This window comes from Limobrevibacterium gyesilva (assembly GCF_025989185.1).
Classification (GTDB): Bacteria; Pseudomonadota; Alphaproteobacteria; order Acetobacterales; family Acetobacteraceae; genus Limobrevibacterium; species Limobrevibacterium gyesilva.
This window is the reverse complement of record NZ_JAPDNT010000001.1, coordinates 574,985-592,539: the sequence shown is the minus strand read 5'-3', so window position 1 is coordinate 592,539 and position 17,555 is coordinate 574,985. Positions and strand designations below refer to the sequence as shown.

Annotated in this window: 15 protein-coding genes; 7 read left to right on the top strand and 8 right to left on the bottom strand. The window is 68.2% G+C overall.

The features are described from left to right. Nucleotides 1–86: 86 nt before the first annotated feature. The 6 genes from OL599_RS02865 to OL599_RS02840 form a co-directional block, all read right to left on the bottom strand. Nucleotides 87–530 carry a cupin domain-containing protein gene (locus tag OL599_RS02865; protein WP_264712084.1) on the bottom strand — a complete coding sequence of 148 codons (444 nt, stop codon included), beginning with the start codon at nt 528–530 and terminating at the stop codon, nt 87–89. 18 nt (nt 531–548) lie between these two features. Then, nucleotides 549–1,235, bottom strand: a complete 687-nt coding sequence (locus OL599_RS02860; protein WP_264712083.1) for an ABC transporter ATP-binding protein — start codon at nt 1,233–1,235, stop codon at nt 549–551. After that, nucleotides 1,235–1,984, bottom strand: a complete 750-nt coding sequence (locus OL599_RS02855) for an ABC transporter ATP-binding protein (protein WP_264712082.1) — start codon at nt 1,982–1,984, stop codon at nt 1,235–1,237. The genes OL599_RS02860 and OL599_RS02855 overlap by 1 nt, the downstream gene beginning before the upstream one ends. Next, nucleotides 1,977–2,897: a branched-chain amino acid ABC transporter permease gene (locus OL599_RS02850; RefSeq protein ID WP_264712081.1), complete on the bottom strand. Its 921-nt coding sequence runs from the start codon at nt 2,895–2,897 to the stop codon at nt 1,977–1,979. The genes OL599_RS02855 and OL599_RS02850 overlap by 8 nt, the downstream gene beginning before the upstream one ends. Beyond that, the gene (locus OL599_RS02845; protein ID WP_264712080.1) at nt 2,894–3,814 is read right to left on the bottom strand and encodes a branched-chain amino acid ABC transporter permease; all 921 of its coding nucleotides are present in this window, start codon (nt 3,812–3,814) and stop codon (nt 2,894–2,896) included. Before OL599_RS02845 ends, OL599_RS02850 begins: the two co-directional genes overlap by 4 nt. An 85-nt stretch (nt 3,815–3,899) precedes the next feature. Next, nucleotides 3,900–5,057: an ABC transporter substrate-binding protein gene (locus OL599_RS02840; RefSeq protein ID WP_264712079.1), complete on the bottom strand. Its 1,158-nt coding sequence runs from the start codon at nt 5,055–5,057 to the stop codon at nt 3,900–3,902. A 129-nt stretch (nt 5,058–5,186) separates the two neighbouring features. Here OL599_RS02840 and OL599_RS02835 point away from each other — a divergent pair, with 129 nt between their 5' ends. Next, a complete protein-coding gene (locus tag OL599_RS02835) occupies nt 5,187–6,899 on the top strand; it encodes a thiamine pyrophosphate-requiring protein (RefSeq protein WP_264712078.1) in 1,713 nt (570 codons plus the stop codon). Nucleotides 6,900–6,909: 10 nt separating this feature from the next. Here OL599_RS02835 and OL599_RS02830 read toward each other — a convergent pair whose 3' ends face one another. Further along, nucleotides 6,910–8,301, bottom strand: coding sequence for an FAD-binding oxidoreductase (locus OL599_RS02830; protein WP_264712077.1), 1,392 nt, complete (start codon nt 8,299–8,301; stop codon nt 6,910–6,912). A gap of 173 nt (nt 8,302–8,474) precedes the next feature. On the opposite strand from OL599_RS02830, the gene OL599_RS02825 reads away from it, so the two are divergent. Then, nucleotides 8,475–9,593: a serine hydrolase domain-containing protein gene (locus tag OL599_RS02825; RefSeq protein WP_264712076.1), complete on the top strand. Its 1,119-nt coding sequence runs from the start codon at nt 8,475–8,477 to the stop codon at nt 9,591–9,593. Between the two features lie 22 nt (nt 9,594–9,615). Here the strand turns inward: OL599_RS02825 and OL599_RS02820 are convergent, their stop codons facing one another. Continuing rightward, the gene (locus tag OL599_RS02820) at nt 9,616–10,737 is read right to left on the bottom strand and encodes an NAD(P)/FAD-dependent oxidoreductase (protein WP_264712075.1); all 1,122 of its coding nucleotides are present in this window, start codon (nt 10,735–10,737) and stop codon (nt 9,616–9,618) included. An 87-nt stretch (nt 10,738–10,824) separates the two neighbouring features. Between OL599_RS02820 and OL599_RS02815 the strand changes: the two genes are divergently transcribed. The 5 genes from OL599_RS02815 (at nt 10,825) to OL599_RS02795 (ending at nt 17,555) form a co-directional block, all read left to right on the top strand. Continuing rightward, on the top strand, nt 10,825–12,399 hold the full coding sequence (locus OL599_RS02815; protein ID WP_264712074.1) for an ABC transporter substrate-binding protein: 1,575 nt from the start codon (nt 10,825–10,827) through the stop codon (nt 12,397–12,399). Between the two features lie 63 nt (nt 12,400–12,462). Next, nucleotides 12,463–14,037: an ABC transporter substrate-binding protein gene (locus OL599_RS02810; RefSeq protein WP_264712073.1), complete on the top strand. Its 1,575-nt coding sequence runs from the start codon at nt 12,463–12,465 to the stop codon at nt 14,035–14,037. A gap of 134 nt (nt 14,038–14,171) precedes the next feature. Next, a complete protein-coding gene (locus OL599_RS02805; protein ID WP_264712072.1) occupies nt 14,172–15,269 on the top strand; it encodes an NADH:flavin oxidoreductase in 1,098 nt (365 codons plus the stop codon). 104 nt (nt 15,270–15,373) lie between these two features. After that, nucleotides 15,374–16,624, top strand: coding sequence for an extracellular solute-binding protein (locus OL599_RS02800; protein WP_264712071.1), 1,251 nt, complete (start codon nt 15,374–15,376; stop codon nt 16,622–16,624). Between the two features lie 22 nt (nt 16,625–16,646). Beyond that, nucleotides 16,647–17,555 carry a carbohydrate ABC transporter permease gene (locus tag OL599_RS02795; protein WP_264712069.1) on the top strand — a complete coding sequence of 303 codons (909 nt, stop codon included), beginning with the start codon at nt 16,647–16,649 and terminating at the stop codon, nt 17,553–17,555.

The following is a 17,555-nucleotide window of genomic DNA, read 5'->3' as shown; positions in this document are numbered from 1 at the left end:
CGGAACCGCAGCCCGTGCAGGCAGGGTGAAGGCGCCGGACTGGATGCCGTGCGTGCTCCAGCATCCACGCCCTCACACGGCCGTCGTCAGCCGGGTGGCGGCAGGAAGTTGACTTCGCAGGTTGCGGAGATGCGAACCACTTCCATCGGATCCGGCACATTGTGGATGCGGCTGAACAGCTCGTGCAGCTTGCGCGCGGGCGACACCCAGAACAGCGCCCTAACGGTCTTGTCGCCGACGTTCTTGTAGCCGTGGGGGATGCCCATCGGCATGCGCGCCATGCCGCCGGCGGCCAGCGTGTGCAGCGCGCCATCCAGCGTGAGCTCCATCGTGCCGTCGATCAGGTAGATGAACTCGTCCTGCGTGGGATGGATATGCGGGGGGACGAAGGTGCCGGGGTCGCCCACGACCTCGAACGCGAAGGAGGAGTCGCAGCTTTCCTTCAGGTAGTATGTCTGGCCGAGGATGTTCCATACCGTGCCGCCGTCGCCCTGGCCTGGCGGCGTGATTCCCGGTTTCAGCAGCGCCATCGTCGTTTTCCTTCCCCTCTACAGATGCAGATACCGCGCGCGGATGTCCGGCGCGGCCGCGAGTTCGGCCGAGTTGCCCGACCACACCGTGACGCCTTTCTCGATGATCACGTGGCGATCGGCAAGTTTCATCAGCGCATCGAGCGTCTTGTCGATCAACAAGATGGCGAGCCGCTCGGCTTTCAGGCGCGCGAGGCAGGCCCAGATCTCGGCGCGGATCAGCGGGGCCAGGCCCTCGGTGGCCTCGTCCAGGATCAGCAGGCGCGGATTGGTCATCAGCGCGCGCCCGATCGCCAGCATCTGCTGTTCCCCGCCCGACAGCAGCCGCGCGAGCTGGCGGCGGCGTTCCTGCAGCCGAGGAAACAGCGCGAACACGTCTGCCAGCGTCCAGCGCCCGGCGCGGGCGGTGGCGACCAGGTTTTCTTCCACCGTCAGGGTCGGGAACACCTGGCGGCCTTCGGGCACCAGGCCCAGGCCCATTTGCGCGATCTGGAACGGTTTCAGCCCGGCGACCGAGGCGCCGTCCACCGCAAGCTGCCCGCCGCGCACAGGCAGCAGGCCCATGATGGCGCGAATGGTCGTCGTCTTGCCCATGCCGTTGCGGCCCAGCAGCGCGACCACCTCGCCGGCGGCAACGGACAGCGACACGTCGAACAGGACCTGCGTCTCGCCATAGCCCGATTGCAGGGCGCGCAGCTCCAGCATCAGGCTGCCTCGCCGAGATAGGCGGTGCGCACACCGGCATCGGCACGGATCGCATCCGGCCCGCCGCTGGCGATGAGGCGGCCCTGGGCCAGCACGCTGATGGTGTCGGCGAGCGCGAACACCGCCTCCATGTCGTGCTCCACCAACACGATGGCGCAATCGCGGCGCAGGCTGTCGAGCAACGCCACCAGGCGCGCCGTCTCGTCCGGCCCCGCGCCGGCCAGAGGCTCGTCCAGCAGCAGCACCCTGGGTTTCGCGGCGAGCGCGATGGCAAGTTCGAGTTGCCGCTTCTCGCCGTGGCTGAGCCGGCGCGCCGGGTCGGCGGCCCGCGCCTCCAGGCCGACGCGGGCGAGGGCGGCCACGGCCGGCTGGTTGAGCGCGGCCTCGGTGGCCGCGGGGCGGAAGAAGCGGAAAGACGATCCGGCCGTTGCCTGGACCGCCAGGGCCACGTTCTCGAGTACGGAGAATTCGGGCAGGACCGAGGTGATCTGGAAGCCACGCGCCAGCCCGCGCCGCGCGCGCCGGTGCAAAGGCAGATGCGTGATATCGCGGCCGGCCAGCAGGACGCGCCCGGCGTCCGAGGCGACGATGCCGGAAATCTGGTGGATCAGGCTGGTCTTGCCGGCGCCGTTCGGGCCGATGATAGCATGGATGGTGCCGGGCAGCACCGCGAGGTCCACGCTGTCGGTGACCAGCAGCGCGCCATAGCGCTTCATCAGGCCGCTTATCTCCAGCAGGGGCTCAGTCACGCTTCGCCCCGATGCCGGCCAGCCCGCCGCGGAAATACAGCACCGACAGCACCAGCAGCGGGCCGAAGATCAGCCGCCAATGCTCGGTCAGGCGGCCCAGCGCCTCCTCCAGCAGCACCACGAAGGCGGCGCCGAGCAGTGCGCCATGCAGGCTGCCGGCGCCGCCGAGGATCACCATGATCAGCAGGTCGCCGGAGCGCTGCCAGGTCGCGTAGGCAGGGGAGGCGAACTCGGACAGGTTGGCCAGCAGCACGCCGGCGACGGCGCACAGCATGCCGGCGATGACCATTGCCGTCAGTTGCACCGTGAAGGGGTTGAAGCCCATGGCCTGCACACGCTGGCGGTTCTGGCGGATGGCCCGCAGCACCCGCCCGAAACGCGAGGCCACGAGCATGCGGCACAACAGGTATCCGGCCAGCAGCAGCACGAAGGCGGTGGCGTAGAATCCGCGCCCCTTCAACACCGGCCAGCCGAACAACTCGGTGCGGGCGATCAGTGAGTACCCGTCGTCGCCGCCATAGGCAGCCAGCGAGCCGGCGGCGAAATACACCATCTGCGCGAAGGCCAGCGTGATCATGATGAAGTTCACGCCGCGCGTGCGCAGCGCCACCGCCCCGGTGCCGGCCGCGAACAGCGCGGCCGCGCCCAGCGCCGCCGCCAGCACCGCCCACGCCTCCGACACGTCGTTCGCATCCAGGATCGCCACCGCATAGGCGCCGATGGCCAGATAGGCGGCATGGCCGAAGCTGACCATCCCGCCCCCGCCCAGCAGCAGGTCGAGGCTGATCGCGGCCAGGGCGAACACCATCACGCGCGAGACCAGCAGCAGCACGTAGCCGCCCTCGCGTCCGAACGGGATGAACGGCACCGCGGCCAGGGCCGCGAATGCGAGCAGCGGAACCAGCCGGTTCATGCGTCGCGCGCCGCCGGAAACAACCCGGCCGGCCGGATCGCCAGCACCGCCGCCATCACCAGGTAGATCAGCATCGACGCCACCGCCGGCCCGACCCGCGCGGCGGCGGACGCGCCCAGCGCTGCCTTGAATGCATCGGTCACCATCGTACGGCCCAGCGTGTCCACCAGCCCGACCATCAGCGCCGCCACGAAAGCGCCGCGGATGGCGCCGACGCCGCCGATGACGATCACCACAAAGGCGAGGATGAGCAGGTTGTCGCCCATCGACGGCTCGACCGAAACCAGCGGTGCCGCCATCACCCCGGCGAAGCCCGCCAGCATCGCGCCAATCCCGAACACCAACGTGAACAGCCGGCCGATATCCACACCCAGCGCCGACACCATCGCCGCATTGCTGGCGCCGGCCCGGATCAGCATGCCCGCCCGCGTGCAATTCACTGCCCAGGCCAGCCCGACCGCTACCAGCAGCCCTGCCACGATCAAGGCCACCCGATACACCGGATAGCGCAACCCCTCCATCAACTGGAACGACCCCGACAGCGCGTCCGGCATCGGCATCTGCAACGGCGCCGTCCCCCACAGCACCCGCACCGCCTCGTTCAGTGTCAGGATCACCCCGAACGTCGCCAGCACCTGATCCAGGTGACTGCGCCCATACAAATGCCGGAACACCAGCCGCTCCAGGGCAATCCCGGTCACCCCCGCCACCACCGACGCCAGCAGCAGCCCGAGCCAGAAACTCCCGGTGAGCCCCGCAAACGCGACGCCCAGATAGGCCCCAAGCATGTACTGAACGCCATGCGCGAGGTTGATGAAATCCATCACCCCGAACACCAACGTGAGCCCCGCCGCAATCAGGAACAGCAACAATCCAAGCTGCACCCCGTTCAGCGCCTGGACGACGAGGAGTGTCATGACGGGAGGAAGATCGGGGCTTCCGCCCTGGTCCGGGGTCCGGGGGTGAAACCCCCGGCCTTCCTTTCCGCCTGACGCACCGTCGTCAGTTCATCTTGCACTGGGCAGCATAGGGGTCGATGTCGGCGGTGAAGACTTTCTTGCGGGTTTCGGTCTGGTACTTGCCGTCTGCGCGCTTCACCACCTGCACCAGGTAGAAGTCCTGCACGGGGTAGTGGTTCACGCCGAACTTGAACGCGCCGCGGGTGGAGGCGAAGTCCGCGGTTTCGATGGCGGCCGCCAGTTTCGCCTTGTCGGCCACGCCGCCGGCCTTCTTGACCGCCGCGTCGAGCAGCATGGCGGTGTCGTAGGCGTAGGCGGCGTAGCTGCCGGGCACGTAGCCGTATTTCGCCTCGAACGCGGCGACGAAGGTCTTGTTGGCGGCATTGTCCATGTTTGGGGCCCAGCTGGCGCCGCTGTAGAAGCCGATGGCGGCGTCGCCCTGGGCGGGGAGGGTGCTTTCGTCCACGGTGAAGGCGGACAGGAAGGGAATGTTGGCGAGGCCGGCCTGACGGTATTGCTTCACCAGCGCGATGCCCAGGCCGCCGGGCATGAAGGCGTAGACGGCGTCCGGTTTCGCGGCGGCGATCTTGGCGATCTCGGACTGGAAGTCCATCTGCGTCAGCGGCACGTATTCCTCGCCGACGATCTCGCCCTTGAACTTGCTTTTCACGCCGGCGAGCGCGTCACGGCCGGCCTGGTAGTTGGGGGCGAGCAGGAACAGGCGCTTGTAGCCGCTGTCCTGCGCGTATTGGCCGGAGACGGCGTGCGGCTGGTCGTTCTGATAGCTGGTGACGAAGAAGTTCTTCGCACAGGCACGCCCGGCATAGGTGGAAGGGCCGGCGTTCGGGCTGATCAGGATGGCGCCGGATTCGGTCACGGGCTTGAAGATCGCCTGCAGGATGTTGCTGAAGATCGGCCCGACGACGATATCGGCCTTGCCGGATTCCAGCAGGCCGCGAACCTTGGTCACGGCGACGTCGGGCTTCAGTTCATCGTCCAGCACGGTGGCGTCGACCGGCATGCCGCCGAGCTTGCCGCCCAGCTTCTCGATGCCCAGCGCGAACCCGTCGCGCAATTGTTGGCCCAGCGTGGCCGCCGGGCCGCTGAGCGTGGTGACGACGCCCACCTTCACCGGCTGCGCCTGCGCCGATGCAACGGTCGCGGCGGCAAGAGCAAGCGCCCCCAGAAGCTTTCCGAACATTCGATTCATCCCCTGCTTTGAACATATTTTAGACACCACATCGCACGCGCTGGAAGTGCTTTGCGACCGTTGCCCGGCGTTCCGTGGCGGGCGATAGTTCTGCAACAAGTCATCGCGGGGGACATCGGCGTGTACACCGCCAGCACGGCCTTCCTGGAAGCGCTCGGCGAGGCCGGGGTGTCCTACATCTTCGCCAATCTCGGCAGCGACCATCCGGGCCTCGTGGAGGCGATGGCGGAAGCGCGGGCCACCGGGCGGAGCGTGCCCGCGCTGATCACCTGCCCGAACGAGATGGTGGCGCTGTCGGCGGCACACGGCTTCGCGCAGACCGGCGGGCGGGCGCAATGCGTGCTGGTGCATGTGGAATGCGGCACGCAGGCGCTGGCCGGTGCCGTGCACAACGCGGCCAAAGGGCGCATTCCCGCGCTGATCTTCGCCGGCAGCTCGCCGTTCACCCAGGAGGGCGAGTTGCGCGGCAGCCGCAACGAATTCATCCAGTGGATCCAGGATGTGTTCGACCAGCGCGGTCTGGTGCGCGGTTACATGCGCTACGACAACGAGTTGCGCACCGGCCGCAACGTCAAGCAGATGATCCACCGCGCCTTGCAGTTCGCGTATAGCGAGCCCAGGGGCCCGGTGTATCTGATGGCCGCGCGCGAGGTGCTGGAGGAGGAGGTGCCCCGGGTCGAAACGGACCTGTCCGCCTGGCAGCCGATCGCCCCAGCCGCGCTGGCGCCGGAGGGGGTGGAGGACCTGGTCGCCGCGTTGCTGGGCGCGCGGCGGCCGCTGGTGGTGACGTCCTATCTTGGCCGCAAGGCCGAGGCGGTGGAGCAACTGGTGCGGCTGTGCCGGCGCCTGGGCGTGGCCGTGCTGGAAAGCGTGCCGAACTACATGAATTTCCCGGCGGACGATCCGCTGTACCAGGGGTGCCAGTGGAACGAGCCTGTCCAGAACCAGGCGCTGGCGGAAGCCGATATGGTGCTGGTGCTGGACAGCGACGTACCCTGGATCTCCGCGGTCAGCCGGCCGCGGTCGGATGCCGCCATCTTCCATATCGACACCGATCCGCTGAAGCAGCAGATGCCGCTGTGGTACATCGCCGCGCGCCGGGTGTTCCGCGCGGATGTCGCGACCGCGTTGCGCCAGGTGAACGCACGGCTGGACCAGGCGACGATCGATGCGCCGGCGGTCGCGGCCCGGATGGCGCACTACCGCAGGCGCCATGCCGACCGGATCGAGGCGCTGCGGTCGCGCGAACAGCCGAACGGTGCGGCGATCACGCCGGAATACCTCACGGCGTGCATCCGCGCCCGCGTCGATGCGAACACCATCGTGCTGAACGAGGGAATTTCCAACTACAAGACGATCATCGACCACCTGATGTCCACCCGCCCGGGCAGCATGTTCACCAGCGGCGGCGGATCACTCGGCTGGAACGGCGGGGCGGCGATCGGCGCAAAGCTGGCGCACCCCGAGGCCACCGTCATGGCGCTGGGCGGCGACGGCTCCTACATGTTCTCGGTGCCGTCGACGGTGCACTGGATGGCGCGGCAGTACAAGACACCATTCCTGCAGGTCGTCTACAACAACCGCGGCTGGAAGTCGCCGAAGCTGTCGGCGCTGGCGGTGCATCCCGACAGCTACGCCAGCCGCGCCAACGATATTGGCGTGAGCTTCGATCCGCCGCCGGATTACGCGGGCATTGCCGCGGCCGCCGGCGGCGCCCTGGCGCTAACGCTGCACCGACCGGAGGTCGTGGAGCCGGCTCTGGATGCAGCCCTGAAGGCGGTGCGCGAGGAAGGGCGGGCGGCAGTGCTGGACGTGTGGCTGCCGCACCTGTAGGGGCGCCGGTTCAGAAGACCTTGCCGGGATTGAGGATTCCCTCGGGATCGAGCGCTGCCTTCACCCGGCGCATCACGTCGAGCTCGACCGGCGAGCGCGAATATTCGAGATAGGGCTTCTTCAGCAGCCCGATGCCGTGCTCGGCCGAGACCGAGCCGCCGAAGGCGCGCACGCGGCCATAGACGATCTGGTCGATCTCCTTCTTCGTCGGCCCGTCCGGTTCCTGCTTCACGCAGATATGCAGGTTGCTGTCGGCGATGTGGCCGAACCACAGCGCGCGCACGGGCGCGTAGCGGGCCACGAGATGCGCCCGGCAGTCGTCGATGAACTCCTGCATGCGCCCGATCGGCACGCTGACGTCGAAGCCGACATGCGGGTCGAAGGTTCGTTGGAATTCCGCGACGGAATCGCGGAGCGACCAGAATTCCCGGCTCTCGCGATAGGATTGTGCGATGACGGCATCATCCACCACCCCATCCTCCAGTGCGGCTTCGATCAGGGCGCTGAATATCGCGGTGTCCTGTTCCTGATCGGAGCCAAGGCTGTCCATCAGCACGTAGACGCCGGCCGCGGCGCCGACCGGCGGGCGCACGCCGTGCTCGGTGGTGGCCAGCTTGTAGAACTCGGGCCAGATCACCTCGAAGGCCGACAGGGCGCCGCCCAGCTTGCCGCGCGCCCGGCGCAGCAGCTCCAGCACGGCGGCGTAGTCGGGCAGGGCGCAGAAGGCGGTGCAGACGCTTTCCGGCTTCGGGAACAGGCGCAGCACCAGGCGCGTCACCACGCCCAGCGTGCCTTCGCTGCCGATGAACAGGTGCTTCAGGTCATAGCCGGCGTTGTTCTTCAGCATCTTGTTCAGGCTGGTCATCACTGTGCCGTCGGCCAGAACGACCTCGATCCCCAGCACCAGCTCGCGCGTCATGCCATAGCGCAGCACGCGGTTGCCGCCGGCATTGGTGGAGACGTTGCCGCCGATGACGCAGGAGCCGCGGCTGCCGATGTCCAGCGGGAACAGCAGCCCGGCGGCATCGGCGGCTTCCTGGACGACCTGCAGCGGCACCCCGGCTTGCACGGTGATGGTGGCGGCGGCCGCGTCCACTTCCTCGACCGCGCGCATGCGCGACAGCGACAGCGCGATGCAGCCGGCAACCGGCGTCGCGCCGCCGACGAGGCCGGTGAGCCCGCCTTGCGGCACGACGGGGATGCGGTGCGCGTGGCAGACGCGCAGGATGGCCGAGACGTCGGCGGTGCTGCGCGGATAGGCGACGGCAATGGGGCCGGCGCCCTCGGCGGCCTTCACCACCCAGTCGGCGAAATGTTTCGCTTCCATGGCGTCGCCCGCCATCACGCTGTCGGCGCCGATGGCGCCGCGCAGCTCAGCGAGAACGGAAATCGACGTGTCCATCGGCAATGCTCCGGCGGGAAGGGACAGGATCGGGCGCGCGGCGCCTGTCGCGCCGGAGGCTGGCGCAACAGTCCGTGCGGCGCAAGCGCGTTCGCGGTCAGATGCGGCGCCGGGTGGCTTGCCGCCGCCGGCAATCCGGTCGATCCTCGACGGCAACATCATCGGAGGACGCCATGACCGGCTTTCCGCTGCCGCAGAGCGACCTGTCCGCCGCCGGCCTGCGCGCCGAGCAGATCGACCGGCTGGTTGCCCTGATCGAGCGCCATATCGCCGAGGGCCGCTATCCCGGCGCGCAGATCGCCATTGCCCGGCATGGCTCGCTGGCGCTGTTTCGCACCTTCGGCAATGCCACGCTGGACCGGCCGGCCGACGACCGCACGCTGTGGCTGCTGTACTCCAACACCAAGGTGGTGACGGCGGCGGCGCTGTGGGTGCTGGCCGAGCGCGGCCTGTTCCGCTTCACCGACCGCGTCAGCGACCACGTTCCGGCGTTCGCCCGCAACGGCAAGCGCGACGTGACCGTGCTGCAGCTATTGACGCATCGCGGCGGGTTCCCCAATGCCGTGGTGCCGCAGAAGGCGTGGGAGGACCATGCGCTGCTGAAGGAGACGGTTTGCGATTTCAGCCTGGAATGGACGCCGGGCTCGAAGCTCGCCTACCACGGCCTGTCCGCGCACTGGACGGCGGCGGTGCTGATCGAAGCGCTGACCGGCCAGGATTTCCGCGAGGTGATCCGCGAGACGGTGATCGCGCCGCTGGGCCTGCAGAACGAGCTGATGGTGGGCCTGCCGAAAGCGGCGATGGCGCGCACCGCGGACATGCACGAGCCGGCCGAGGACGGCGTGCGGCCGATCGCCGAGAACAACACCCCGGCCTGGAAGAAGGCGGGCCTGCCTGGCGCCGGCGGCTATGCCACCGCCCGGGCGATGGCGGCATTGTACCAGATGATGGTGAACGGCGGCGCCTTGGGTGGCACGCGCCTGCTGGCGCCCCGCACCTTGTCCTATGCCATTCGTAACTGGACCGGTGACATGGTGGACGAATACATGGGCATGCCCATGCATCGCGGCATCGGCCCGCATCTGCGCGGCACCACCGAGGGCATCCGCGGCCTGGGCGGCTTCGCCTCGCCGCGCACCTTCGGGCATGGCGGCGTCGGCAGTTCGTATTGCTGGGGCGACCCGGATTCCGGCGTGTCCTTTGCCTATCTGACGAATTGCCGCATCCCCGATCCGTGGCACAGCCTGCGCCTGGACCTGGTGAGCAACTTCGTTCATTCCGCGATCATCTAGGCTGGGGTTACCTCGGCCGGGCTCAGGCGGCCAGCGCGCGCTGTTCCTGCACGAGGTCGCGGACGTGGCCGGCGATGGCGATGGCCGCGGTCAGGCCGGGGCTTTCGATCCCGAACAGGTTCACCACTCCGGGAATGCCGTGCACGCGCGCGCCTTGCACCACGAAATCCTGGCCGGGTGCGCCCTTCGGCACGATCTTCGGGCGGATGCCAGAGTACCCGGGCTGGAGCGCGCCGTCCTTCAGCGCCGGCCAATAGCGGCGCACCGCATCGTAGAAGCTGTCGGCCCGGCGGGGGTCCACGGCGTAGTCCAGGGTGTCCACCCATTCCACGTCGGGGCCGAACCGCGCCTGCCCGCCGAGATCGATGGTCAGGTGCACACCCAGGCCGCCGGGCACCGGCACCGGATAGATCAGGCGGCTGAACGGCGAGCGGCCCTGCAGCGTGAAGTAGTTGCCTTTGGCGAAATATTCCTTGGGAATGAGCTGGCTGGGAATCCCGGTGATGCTGCGCGCCAGCGCCGGCGCGTGCAGGCCGGCGGAGTTGACCAGCAGGTTGCAGCGCAGCGCCATCGGATCGGCGCCCCCCACCTCGATCTCCACGCCATCGCCGGTGACGCGCCCGCTGGTGACGGGGCTGTGGAAGACGAAGAGGCCGCCGGCGTTCTCGGCATCACCCTGCAGTGCCAGCATGTAGGCGTGGCTGTCGACCACGCCGGTGGTGGGTGACAGCAGGGCGGCGGTGCAGGCGAGGTTCGGCTCCATCGCCTGCGCCTCGGCGGCGGTGAGCAAGCGCATGCCCTCGACGCCATTGGCCTCGGCGCGCGCCTTGATGCCCGCTAGCTTCTCGTTCTCTTCGGCCGTGGTGGCGACGATCAGCTTGCCGCAATTGTTGAACGGCACGCCGCGCTCCGTGCAGTAGGCATACAGCATCCGCCGCCCCTGCACGCAGAAGCGCGCCATCAGGCTGTCCTTGGGATAGTAGATGCCGGCGTGGATCACCTCGCTGTTGCGGCTGGAGGTCTCGGTGCCGATGCCCTCGGCGGCGTCCAGCACGATCACGTCGCGCCCCGCCAGGGCCAGGGCGCGCGCGACCGCGATCCCCACGACGCCGGCACCCACCACCACGCAGTCCACTTGTTCCATGCGGCCCTCCGGCGCGCAGCGAACCCCTTGCACGAAGTCGGCGCAAGAGGGATCGTCGGCGCCTACGCCATCGAACGGGAGAGTCTTATGAAACGTCGTGCGTTCCTGACCGGCAGCGCCGCTGCGCTGGCCGCGCCCTCGGTGGGCCGCGCCCAGGCCAAGAGCACGATCCGCTTCGTCCCGGAGGCCGATCTGGCGGTGCTGGACCCGGTCTGGACCACGGCGTCGCAAACCACCCAGCACACCTTCCTGATCTACGATACGCTGTGGGGGCAGGACGCCGCCTACCGTCCGCAGCCGCAGATGCTGGAAGGCCATGTCGTCGAGGACGGCGGCAAGACCTGGAAGCTGACCCTGCGCGACGGCCTGAAATGGCATGATGGCGAGCGCGTGCTGGCCCGCGACTGCGCGGCCAGCATCCGCCGCTGGGCCAGGCGCGACGCTTTCGGCCAGGCCCTTCTGGCCGCGGCCGACGAGATCGGGTACGCCGATGACCGCACCATCGTGCTGCGCCTGAAATACCCGTTCCCGGTGCCGGACGCGCTGAGCAAGACCACCGCCAATGTCTGCGCGATGATGCCGGAACGGCTGGCCGAGACGGACCCGTTCAAGCAGGTGACGGACCCCACCGGCAGCGGCCCCTTTCGGTTCAAGGCCGACGAGCGCGTGCCTGGCGCCCGCGTGGTCTATGAGCGCAACACCGCCTATGTCCCGCGCAGCGGCGGCACGCCCGCCGGCACCGCGGGCCCGAAGGTCGCCTATTTCGACCGTGTCGAATGGACGATCATGCCGGACGCGTCGACCGCCGCGAACGCGCTGCAAGCCGGAGAGATTGACTGGCTGCTGACGCCGAATGCCGACCTGGTCAACACGCTGCGGGCGCGCAAGGACCTGGTGGTGCGGGTGATCTCGCCCACCGGGTCGATCTCCTGCATGCGGTTCAACCAGACGCAGCCGCCGTTCGACAACCCGGCGATCCGCCGCGCCTTCTTCCCGGCCATCGTGCAATCCGACTACATGATCGCCATGAACGGCGAGGACCGCACGCGCTGGCGCGACGGCGTGGGCTATTTCTGCCCGGACCTGCCGATGGCCAGCAAGGCCGGCATGGAGGCGCTGACCGGTCCGCGCAGTGTGGACGTCGCGAAGCGGGCTCTGGAGCAGGCGGGCTACAAGGGCGAGCGCGTGGTGCTGCTGGGCCCGGCCGACGTGCCCTATGCCAAGATCCTCGCCGACGTGACCGCCGATCTGTACAAGCGGCTGGGTCTGAACCTGGACTATCAGGTCATGGACTGGGGCACGCTGGTGCAGCGCCGTGCCAAGACGGACCCGCTGGATAAGGGCGGATGGAGCGTGTACCAGACGAACTGGCCCGGCCCGGACCAGGCCAATCCGGCCGGCCACGTGTTCCTGCGCGGCAACGGCAAGGATGCGGCCCCCGGCTGGGCGGTCAGCCCACGCATTGAGGAACTGCGGATCCAGTGGCTGCGCACCCAGGACCTGGAGGCACAGAAGAAGATCGCCGAGCAGATCCAGCTGCAGGCGTTCCAAGACGTGCCCTACATTCCGCTCGGCCAGGTGATCAACCCGACCGCCTATCGCGCCAACCTTACCGGCATGATCGAGGGCGTGCCGGTATTCTGGAACATCCGCCGCACCTGATCCCACTTGCCGCGCCGTTGGACTGGTCCATACTCCCTGCCGCGAGACAGGGAGTATGGACCGATGCAACGACGTCGCTTCCTCGTCGGATCAGCCGCGGCCCTGGCTTTGCCTGCAATCGCCCGGGCGCAGGCCAGCCGGGTGCTTCGTTTCGTGCCGGACGCCGACCTGGCGTCGCTCGACCCGGTCTGGACCACCAGCTACCAGACCCGCGACCACGGCTTCATGGTCTACGACACGCTGTTCGGCAGCGACAGCCAGTTCCGCCCGCAGCCGCAGATGCTGGACGGCGCCGCGGTCGAGAGCGATGGCCTGACCTGGAAGCTCTCGTTGCGCACCGGGCTGAAGTTTCACGACGGCGAGCGCGTGCTGGCCCGCGACTGCGTGGCCAGCATCGTGCGCTGGGGTAAGCGCGACACCTTTGGCCAGGCCCTGCTGGCCGCCACCGACGAGTTGTTCCACGCCGATGACCGCACGATCGTCTTCCGCCTGAAATACCCGTTCCCGCTGCTGCCGGAGGCGTTGAGCAAGACGGCACCGAGCATGTGCCCGATCATGCCGCTGCGGCTGGCCGAGACCGATCCGTTCAAGCAGGTGACCGAGGCCGTGGGCAGCGGCCCCTATCGCTACAAGGCCGACGAGCGGGTGCCCGGCGCCCGCGTGGTGTGGGAGCGCAACCCCGATTACGTGCCCCGCGAGGACGCACCATCGCGCACCGCCGGCGCCAAGATCGCGAATTTCGACCGCATCGAATGGGCGATCATGCCGGACACGTCCACCGTGGCGTCGGCCATCCAGCGCGGCGAGGTGGACTGGTGGTACACGCCGCCGGCCGACCTGCTGGCGCTGCTGAAGAAGGCTCCCGGCGTGAAGCTCCAGGTGATCGTGCCCACCGGCACCATCGCCACCATGCGCTTCAACCATCTGCAGCCGCCGTTCGACAATCCGGCGATCCGCCGCGCCATGCTGGGGGCGATCAAGCAGGCCGACTACATGACCGCCGTGAACGGCGAGAACGCCGACATGTGGCGCGACCATGTGGGCTATTTCTGCCCGAACACGCCCATGGCGAGCGACGCCGGCATAGAGGCGCTGACCGGTCCGCGCGACCTCGACCAGGTGAAGCGCAACCTCGCGGCGGCCGGCTACAAGGGCGAGAAGGTCGTGCTGCTGGGGCCGATGGACATTCCCAGCACCAAGGCGCTGGCCGAAGTGACGGCGGACTTGTTGAAGCGGCTGGGCATGAACCTCGATTTCCAGGCGATGGACTGGGCGACCGTCGTGCAGCGCCGGGTGAAGACCGACCCGGTGGACCAGGGCGGCTGGAGCATCTTCCAGACGTCGTGGAGCGGCCTCGACCAGTTCAACCCCGCCGGCCACGTGTTCCTGCGCGGCAATGGCCGCAACGCCGCGCCCGGTTGGCCGACCAGCCCGAAAATCGAGGAACTGCGCGACGCCTGGTTGCGGGCCCCCGACCTCGCCGCGCAGCAGAAGATCGCCGAGCAACTGCAACTGCAGGCGTTCCAGGATGTGCCTTATATTCCGCTGGGCCAAACGATCACCCCCACGGCCTATCGCGCCGACCTGACCGGCCTGCTCGACGGCCTGCCCCTGTTCTGGAACGTGCGGCGAAGCTAGCGCCTCGTCCGGGACTCCGTTGACGTGGTTCTGATTCGGCAGGGCGGGAAGATCGCGTAGGTTCAGTGCTTCCCGCAGGGCGCCAACAGCGATCCTGAACGACGTCTCGGCAACATGACCAACTGGAAGCAGCCATGAATGTGGACGCTTTGTTCCGGCCGTTCAGCCTGAAGTCGCTGAACCTGAAGAACCGCTTCGTCATGGCGCCGATGACGCGGTCGTTCTCGCCGGCGGGCGTGCCGACGCCCGAGGTCGCTGCCTATTATCGCCGGCGCGCGGGTGAGGTCGGACTGATCATCTCGGAAGGGACAGTGGTGGATCGGCCCGCTTCATCGAACGACCCGGATGTTCCGCACTTTTACGGCGAGCAGTCGCTGGCGGGGTGGAAGCGGGTGATCGACGGCGTGCACGAGGCCGGAGGCGTCATGGCGCCGCAGATCTGGCACGTGGGCGTGATGCGCCCGCACGAATCCGGCTGGCTTCCTTCCGCGCCTTTCGAAGGCCCGTCCGGGTTCGTCGTGCCGGGCGAATCCGGTGGGGTGGCGATGAGCGGGGCCGATATCGCCGATACGATCGCCGCCTTCGGCCGCGCCGCCGCAGACGCGAAGCGGCTCGGGTTCGACGCGGTCGAGGTCCACGGCGCGCACGGCTACCTGATCGACCAGTTCTTCTGGGCCGGCCTGAACAAGCGCACCGACCGCTATGGCGGCGCGAGCCTGGCCGAGCGCAGCCGCTTCGGGGCAGAGGTCGTGAAAGCGGTCCGCGCCGCGGTCGGCGAGGCGTTCCCGGTCATCCTGCGGCTGTCGCAATGGAAGCCGCAGGACTTCGCCGTCAAGCTCGCCAAGACCCCGGAAGAGCTGGCGTCCTGGCTGACACCCCTCTCGGATGCCGGTGTGGACATCTTCCATTGCTCGCAGCGGCGCTTCTGGCAGCCGGAGTTCGAAGGGTCCGACCTCAACCTCGCCGGCTGGGCGAAGAAGCTGACCGGGAAGGCCACGATCACGGTCGGGTCGGTCGGCCTCTCCGGCGAATTCATCGCGGCCTTCCAGGGAGAGAGCTCGCATCCGAGCCCCCTCGACGATCTGGTGCGCCGGTTCGAGCGCGGTGATTTCGACCTGGTCGCCGTGGGCCGCGCGCTGTTGTCGGACCCGCAGTGGGTTACGAAGATCCGTGACGGCCGCAGCGAACAACTCCACGACTTCACGCGCGCGGCCCTCGCCACGCTCTGGTAGGGCGTCGAGGCACCGGCGGCCCTCGCCTTGACAGCCAAAACGCTGCCTCCCTAGGTTCATGACTCTGCAACAACACGTCGGCGCGCGTCGCCGGGAGGATTCCGATGGGCGGAAAGCGGATCGGCCGGCTGGTGCTTGCTGCCACGGCAGCCTGGGGCCTCGCGGCCTCGGCGGCGCGGGCGGGCGAGATCACCTTCTGGACCTGGCGGCAGGAGGACAAGGCCGCCTATACCGAGTTGTTCAACGATTTCACCAAGGCCAATCCCGACATCCACGTGAAGTTCGAGGCGTTCGCGCCAGAGAACTACGCGACCATCGTTTCGGCGGCGCTGGCGGGCGGGCGCGGCGGCGACGTGCTGCATGTGCGCGCCTATGGCGGGCTGGAGCAGTTCGCCAAGGCCGGCTACCTGATGCCGCTCGATCCCCAGACGGTGCCGGAGCTCGCCAACCTGCCCGACGACGCCAAGGCCGCCGAGACGCTGCGCGCCGACGGCAAGGTCTACGCCGTGTCCTTCGCCTCGCAGACGCTCGGCCTGCTGATCAACAAGGACGTGTTCGCCAAAGCGGGCGTGCAGCCGCCGGAGACATGGGATCAGCTTCTGTCGGTGTCCCGGACGCTGAAGGACAAAGGCATCATCCCCATCGCCAACGGCACCGCCACGGCGTGGATGGACGAGGTGTTCACCGGCATCTTCACCGGCCCATTCCTCGGCACCGCGTTCGTGCAGGATATCCTGGCCGGACGCGCCACCTTCGAGGATCCGCGCTACGTCGCCGCCCTCGGGCGCCTGCTGGAGCTGCGCGACTTCCTGCCGCCCGGCTACACCGGCATCGACTATGCAACGGGGCAGCAACTGTTCCTGTCCGGCCGCGCCGCGATGTTCGCCGGCGGCAGCTTCGAGATCGCGAATTTTCGCAAGCAGAACCCGAAGCTGGCGCTTGACTTCATCGCCCCGCCGGCCCCGAAGGCCGGTGAGCCCCGCTACGTGTCGAAATTCTACGACGGCGGCTATGCCGTCAACGCGAAGGCGGCGAACAAGGCCGACGCGACCAGGCTGGTGCGCTGGATGGGCACGAAGGAGTACGGTGACAAGTTCTCGGCACTGCTGGGCAATATTTCGCCGATCAAGGGCGTGGTGATCCAGGACCCGCTGCTGGCGCAGGTGGCGAAGCTGAACGACGTGTCGATGCCGTACATCATGGCAGTGCATTTCCGCTACGAATCGCCGACCGGTTCCGAACTGCTGCAAGGCGCCGTGCAGCGCATGCTGGCGGGCAACCTGACGCCGCAGCAGGTGGGCGCCGAAGTCACCCAGGGCATCGCCCGCTACTACGTGCCGTTCCAGAAGAAATGAGTCCCGCGCGCGCGAGGGCGGCGTGACCGCCGCCCGGCGGCGCGCCGTCTGGATCGCCTTCCTGCTGGCGCCGGCGCTCGTAGTAATGACGCTGTTCGTCGCCTGGCCGCTGCTGGCGGCGTTCCGCTACGCCTTCTACGGCTTCAACGGACTGGCGGCCGCCCAGTTTGTGGGGCTGCAGAATTTCCGTGAAGTCCTGACGGAGGCGCCGTTCGCCGCCTGGACATGGCGGGCGTTCCAGCACAACGTCATCGTGTTCACGGTCTTGATGGTGGCGCAGAACGGGCTGGCATATCTGATCGCCTTCGCGCTGCTGAAGACGCTGCCGGGGCACCGCGTGCACCAGGTGATCGTGTTCCTGCCGGTGGTGCTGTCGGCGGTGATCGTGGGCTTCTTGTGGAAGCTGTTCCTGCATCCGTTGTTCGGCCTGGTGAACCAGGCGCTGCTGCTGGTGGGCATCCATGGTCCGCCCTGGCTGGGCGACGAATCCACCGCACTGGGCAGCATCATCTTCACCAATGCCTGGCACTGGATGGGCTTCCCGGCGCTGATCTTCCTCGCGGGCATGCAGCGCATCTCCCGCGAGACGCTGGAGGCCGCGCGCATCGACGGTGCGACCGACCGCGTGCTGATGACGCGCATCATCTGGCCGCTGGTGGCGCCGAGCACGACGATCGTGGTCATCCTGACGTTCATCGGCAGCTTCAACTGGTTCGAGCTGCCCTACGTGATGGCCGGGCTGAGCGGATCGCCGGGCGGCGCCACCGACGTGCTGGGCCTGTATTTCTACCGCACGGCCTTCGGCAACGTCAGCTCCGGCCTGCAGGATTTCGGTCATGGCAGCGCGCTGGCGGTGCTGATGTTCGTCTTCATCGCCGTGGTCTCCGCCCTGGCGCTGCGCGTGCTGCGCCGGCGCGAGATCGAGGCCTGA

Excerpts from the sequence above, each read along its gene's own strand:
- OL599_RS02865 (WP_264712084.1), bottom strand. The coding sequence starts at position 530 with ATGGCGCTGCTGAAACCGGGAATCACGCCGCCAGGCCAGGGCGACGGC.
- OL599_RS02860 (WP_264712083.1), bottom strand. The coding sequence starts at position 1,235 with ATGCTGGAGCTGCGCGCCCTGCAATCGGGCTATGGCGAGACGCAGGTC.
- OL599_RS02850 (WP_264712081.1), bottom strand. The coding sequence starts at position 2,897 with ATGAACCGGCTGGTTCCGCTGCTCGCATTCGCGGCCCTGGCCGCGGTG.
- OL599_RS02845 (WP_264712080.1), bottom strand. The coding sequence starts at position 3,814 with ATGACACTCCTCGTCGTCCAGGCGCTGAACGGGGTGCAGCTTGGATTG.
- OL599_RS02840 (WP_264712079.1), bottom strand. The coding sequence starts at position 5,057 with ATGTTCGGAAAGCTTCTGGGGGCGCTTGCTCTTGCCGCCGCGACCGTT.
- OL599_RS02830 (WP_264712077.1), bottom strand. The coding sequence starts at position 8,301 with ATGGACACGTCGATTTCCGTTCTCGCTGAGCTGCGCGGCGCCATCGGC.
- OL599_RS02825 (WP_264712076.1), top strand. The coding sequence starts at position 8,475 with ATGACCGGCTTTCCGCTGCCGCAGAGCGACCTGTCCGCCGCCGGCCTG.
- OL599_RS02820 (WP_264712075.1), bottom strand. The coding sequence starts at position 10,737 with ATGGAACAAGTGGACTGCGTGGTGGTGGGTGCCGGCGTCGTGGGGATC.
- OL599_RS02815 (WP_264712074.1), top strand. The coding sequence starts at position 10,825 with ATGAAACGTCGTGCGTTCCTGACCGGCAGCGCCGCTGCGCTGGCCGCG.
- OL599_RS02810 (WP_264712073.1), top strand. The coding sequence starts at position 12,463 with ATGCAACGACGTCGCTTCCTCGTCGGATCAGCCGCGGCCCTGGCTTTG.
- OL599_RS02805 (WP_264712072.1), top strand. The coding sequence starts at position 14,172 with ATGAATGTGGACGCTTTGTTCCGGCCGTTCAGCCTGAAGTCGCTGAAC.
- OL599_RS02800 (WP_264712071.1), top strand. The coding sequence starts at position 15,374 with ATGGGCGGAAAGCGGATCGGCCGGCTGGTGCTTGCTGCCACGGCAGCC.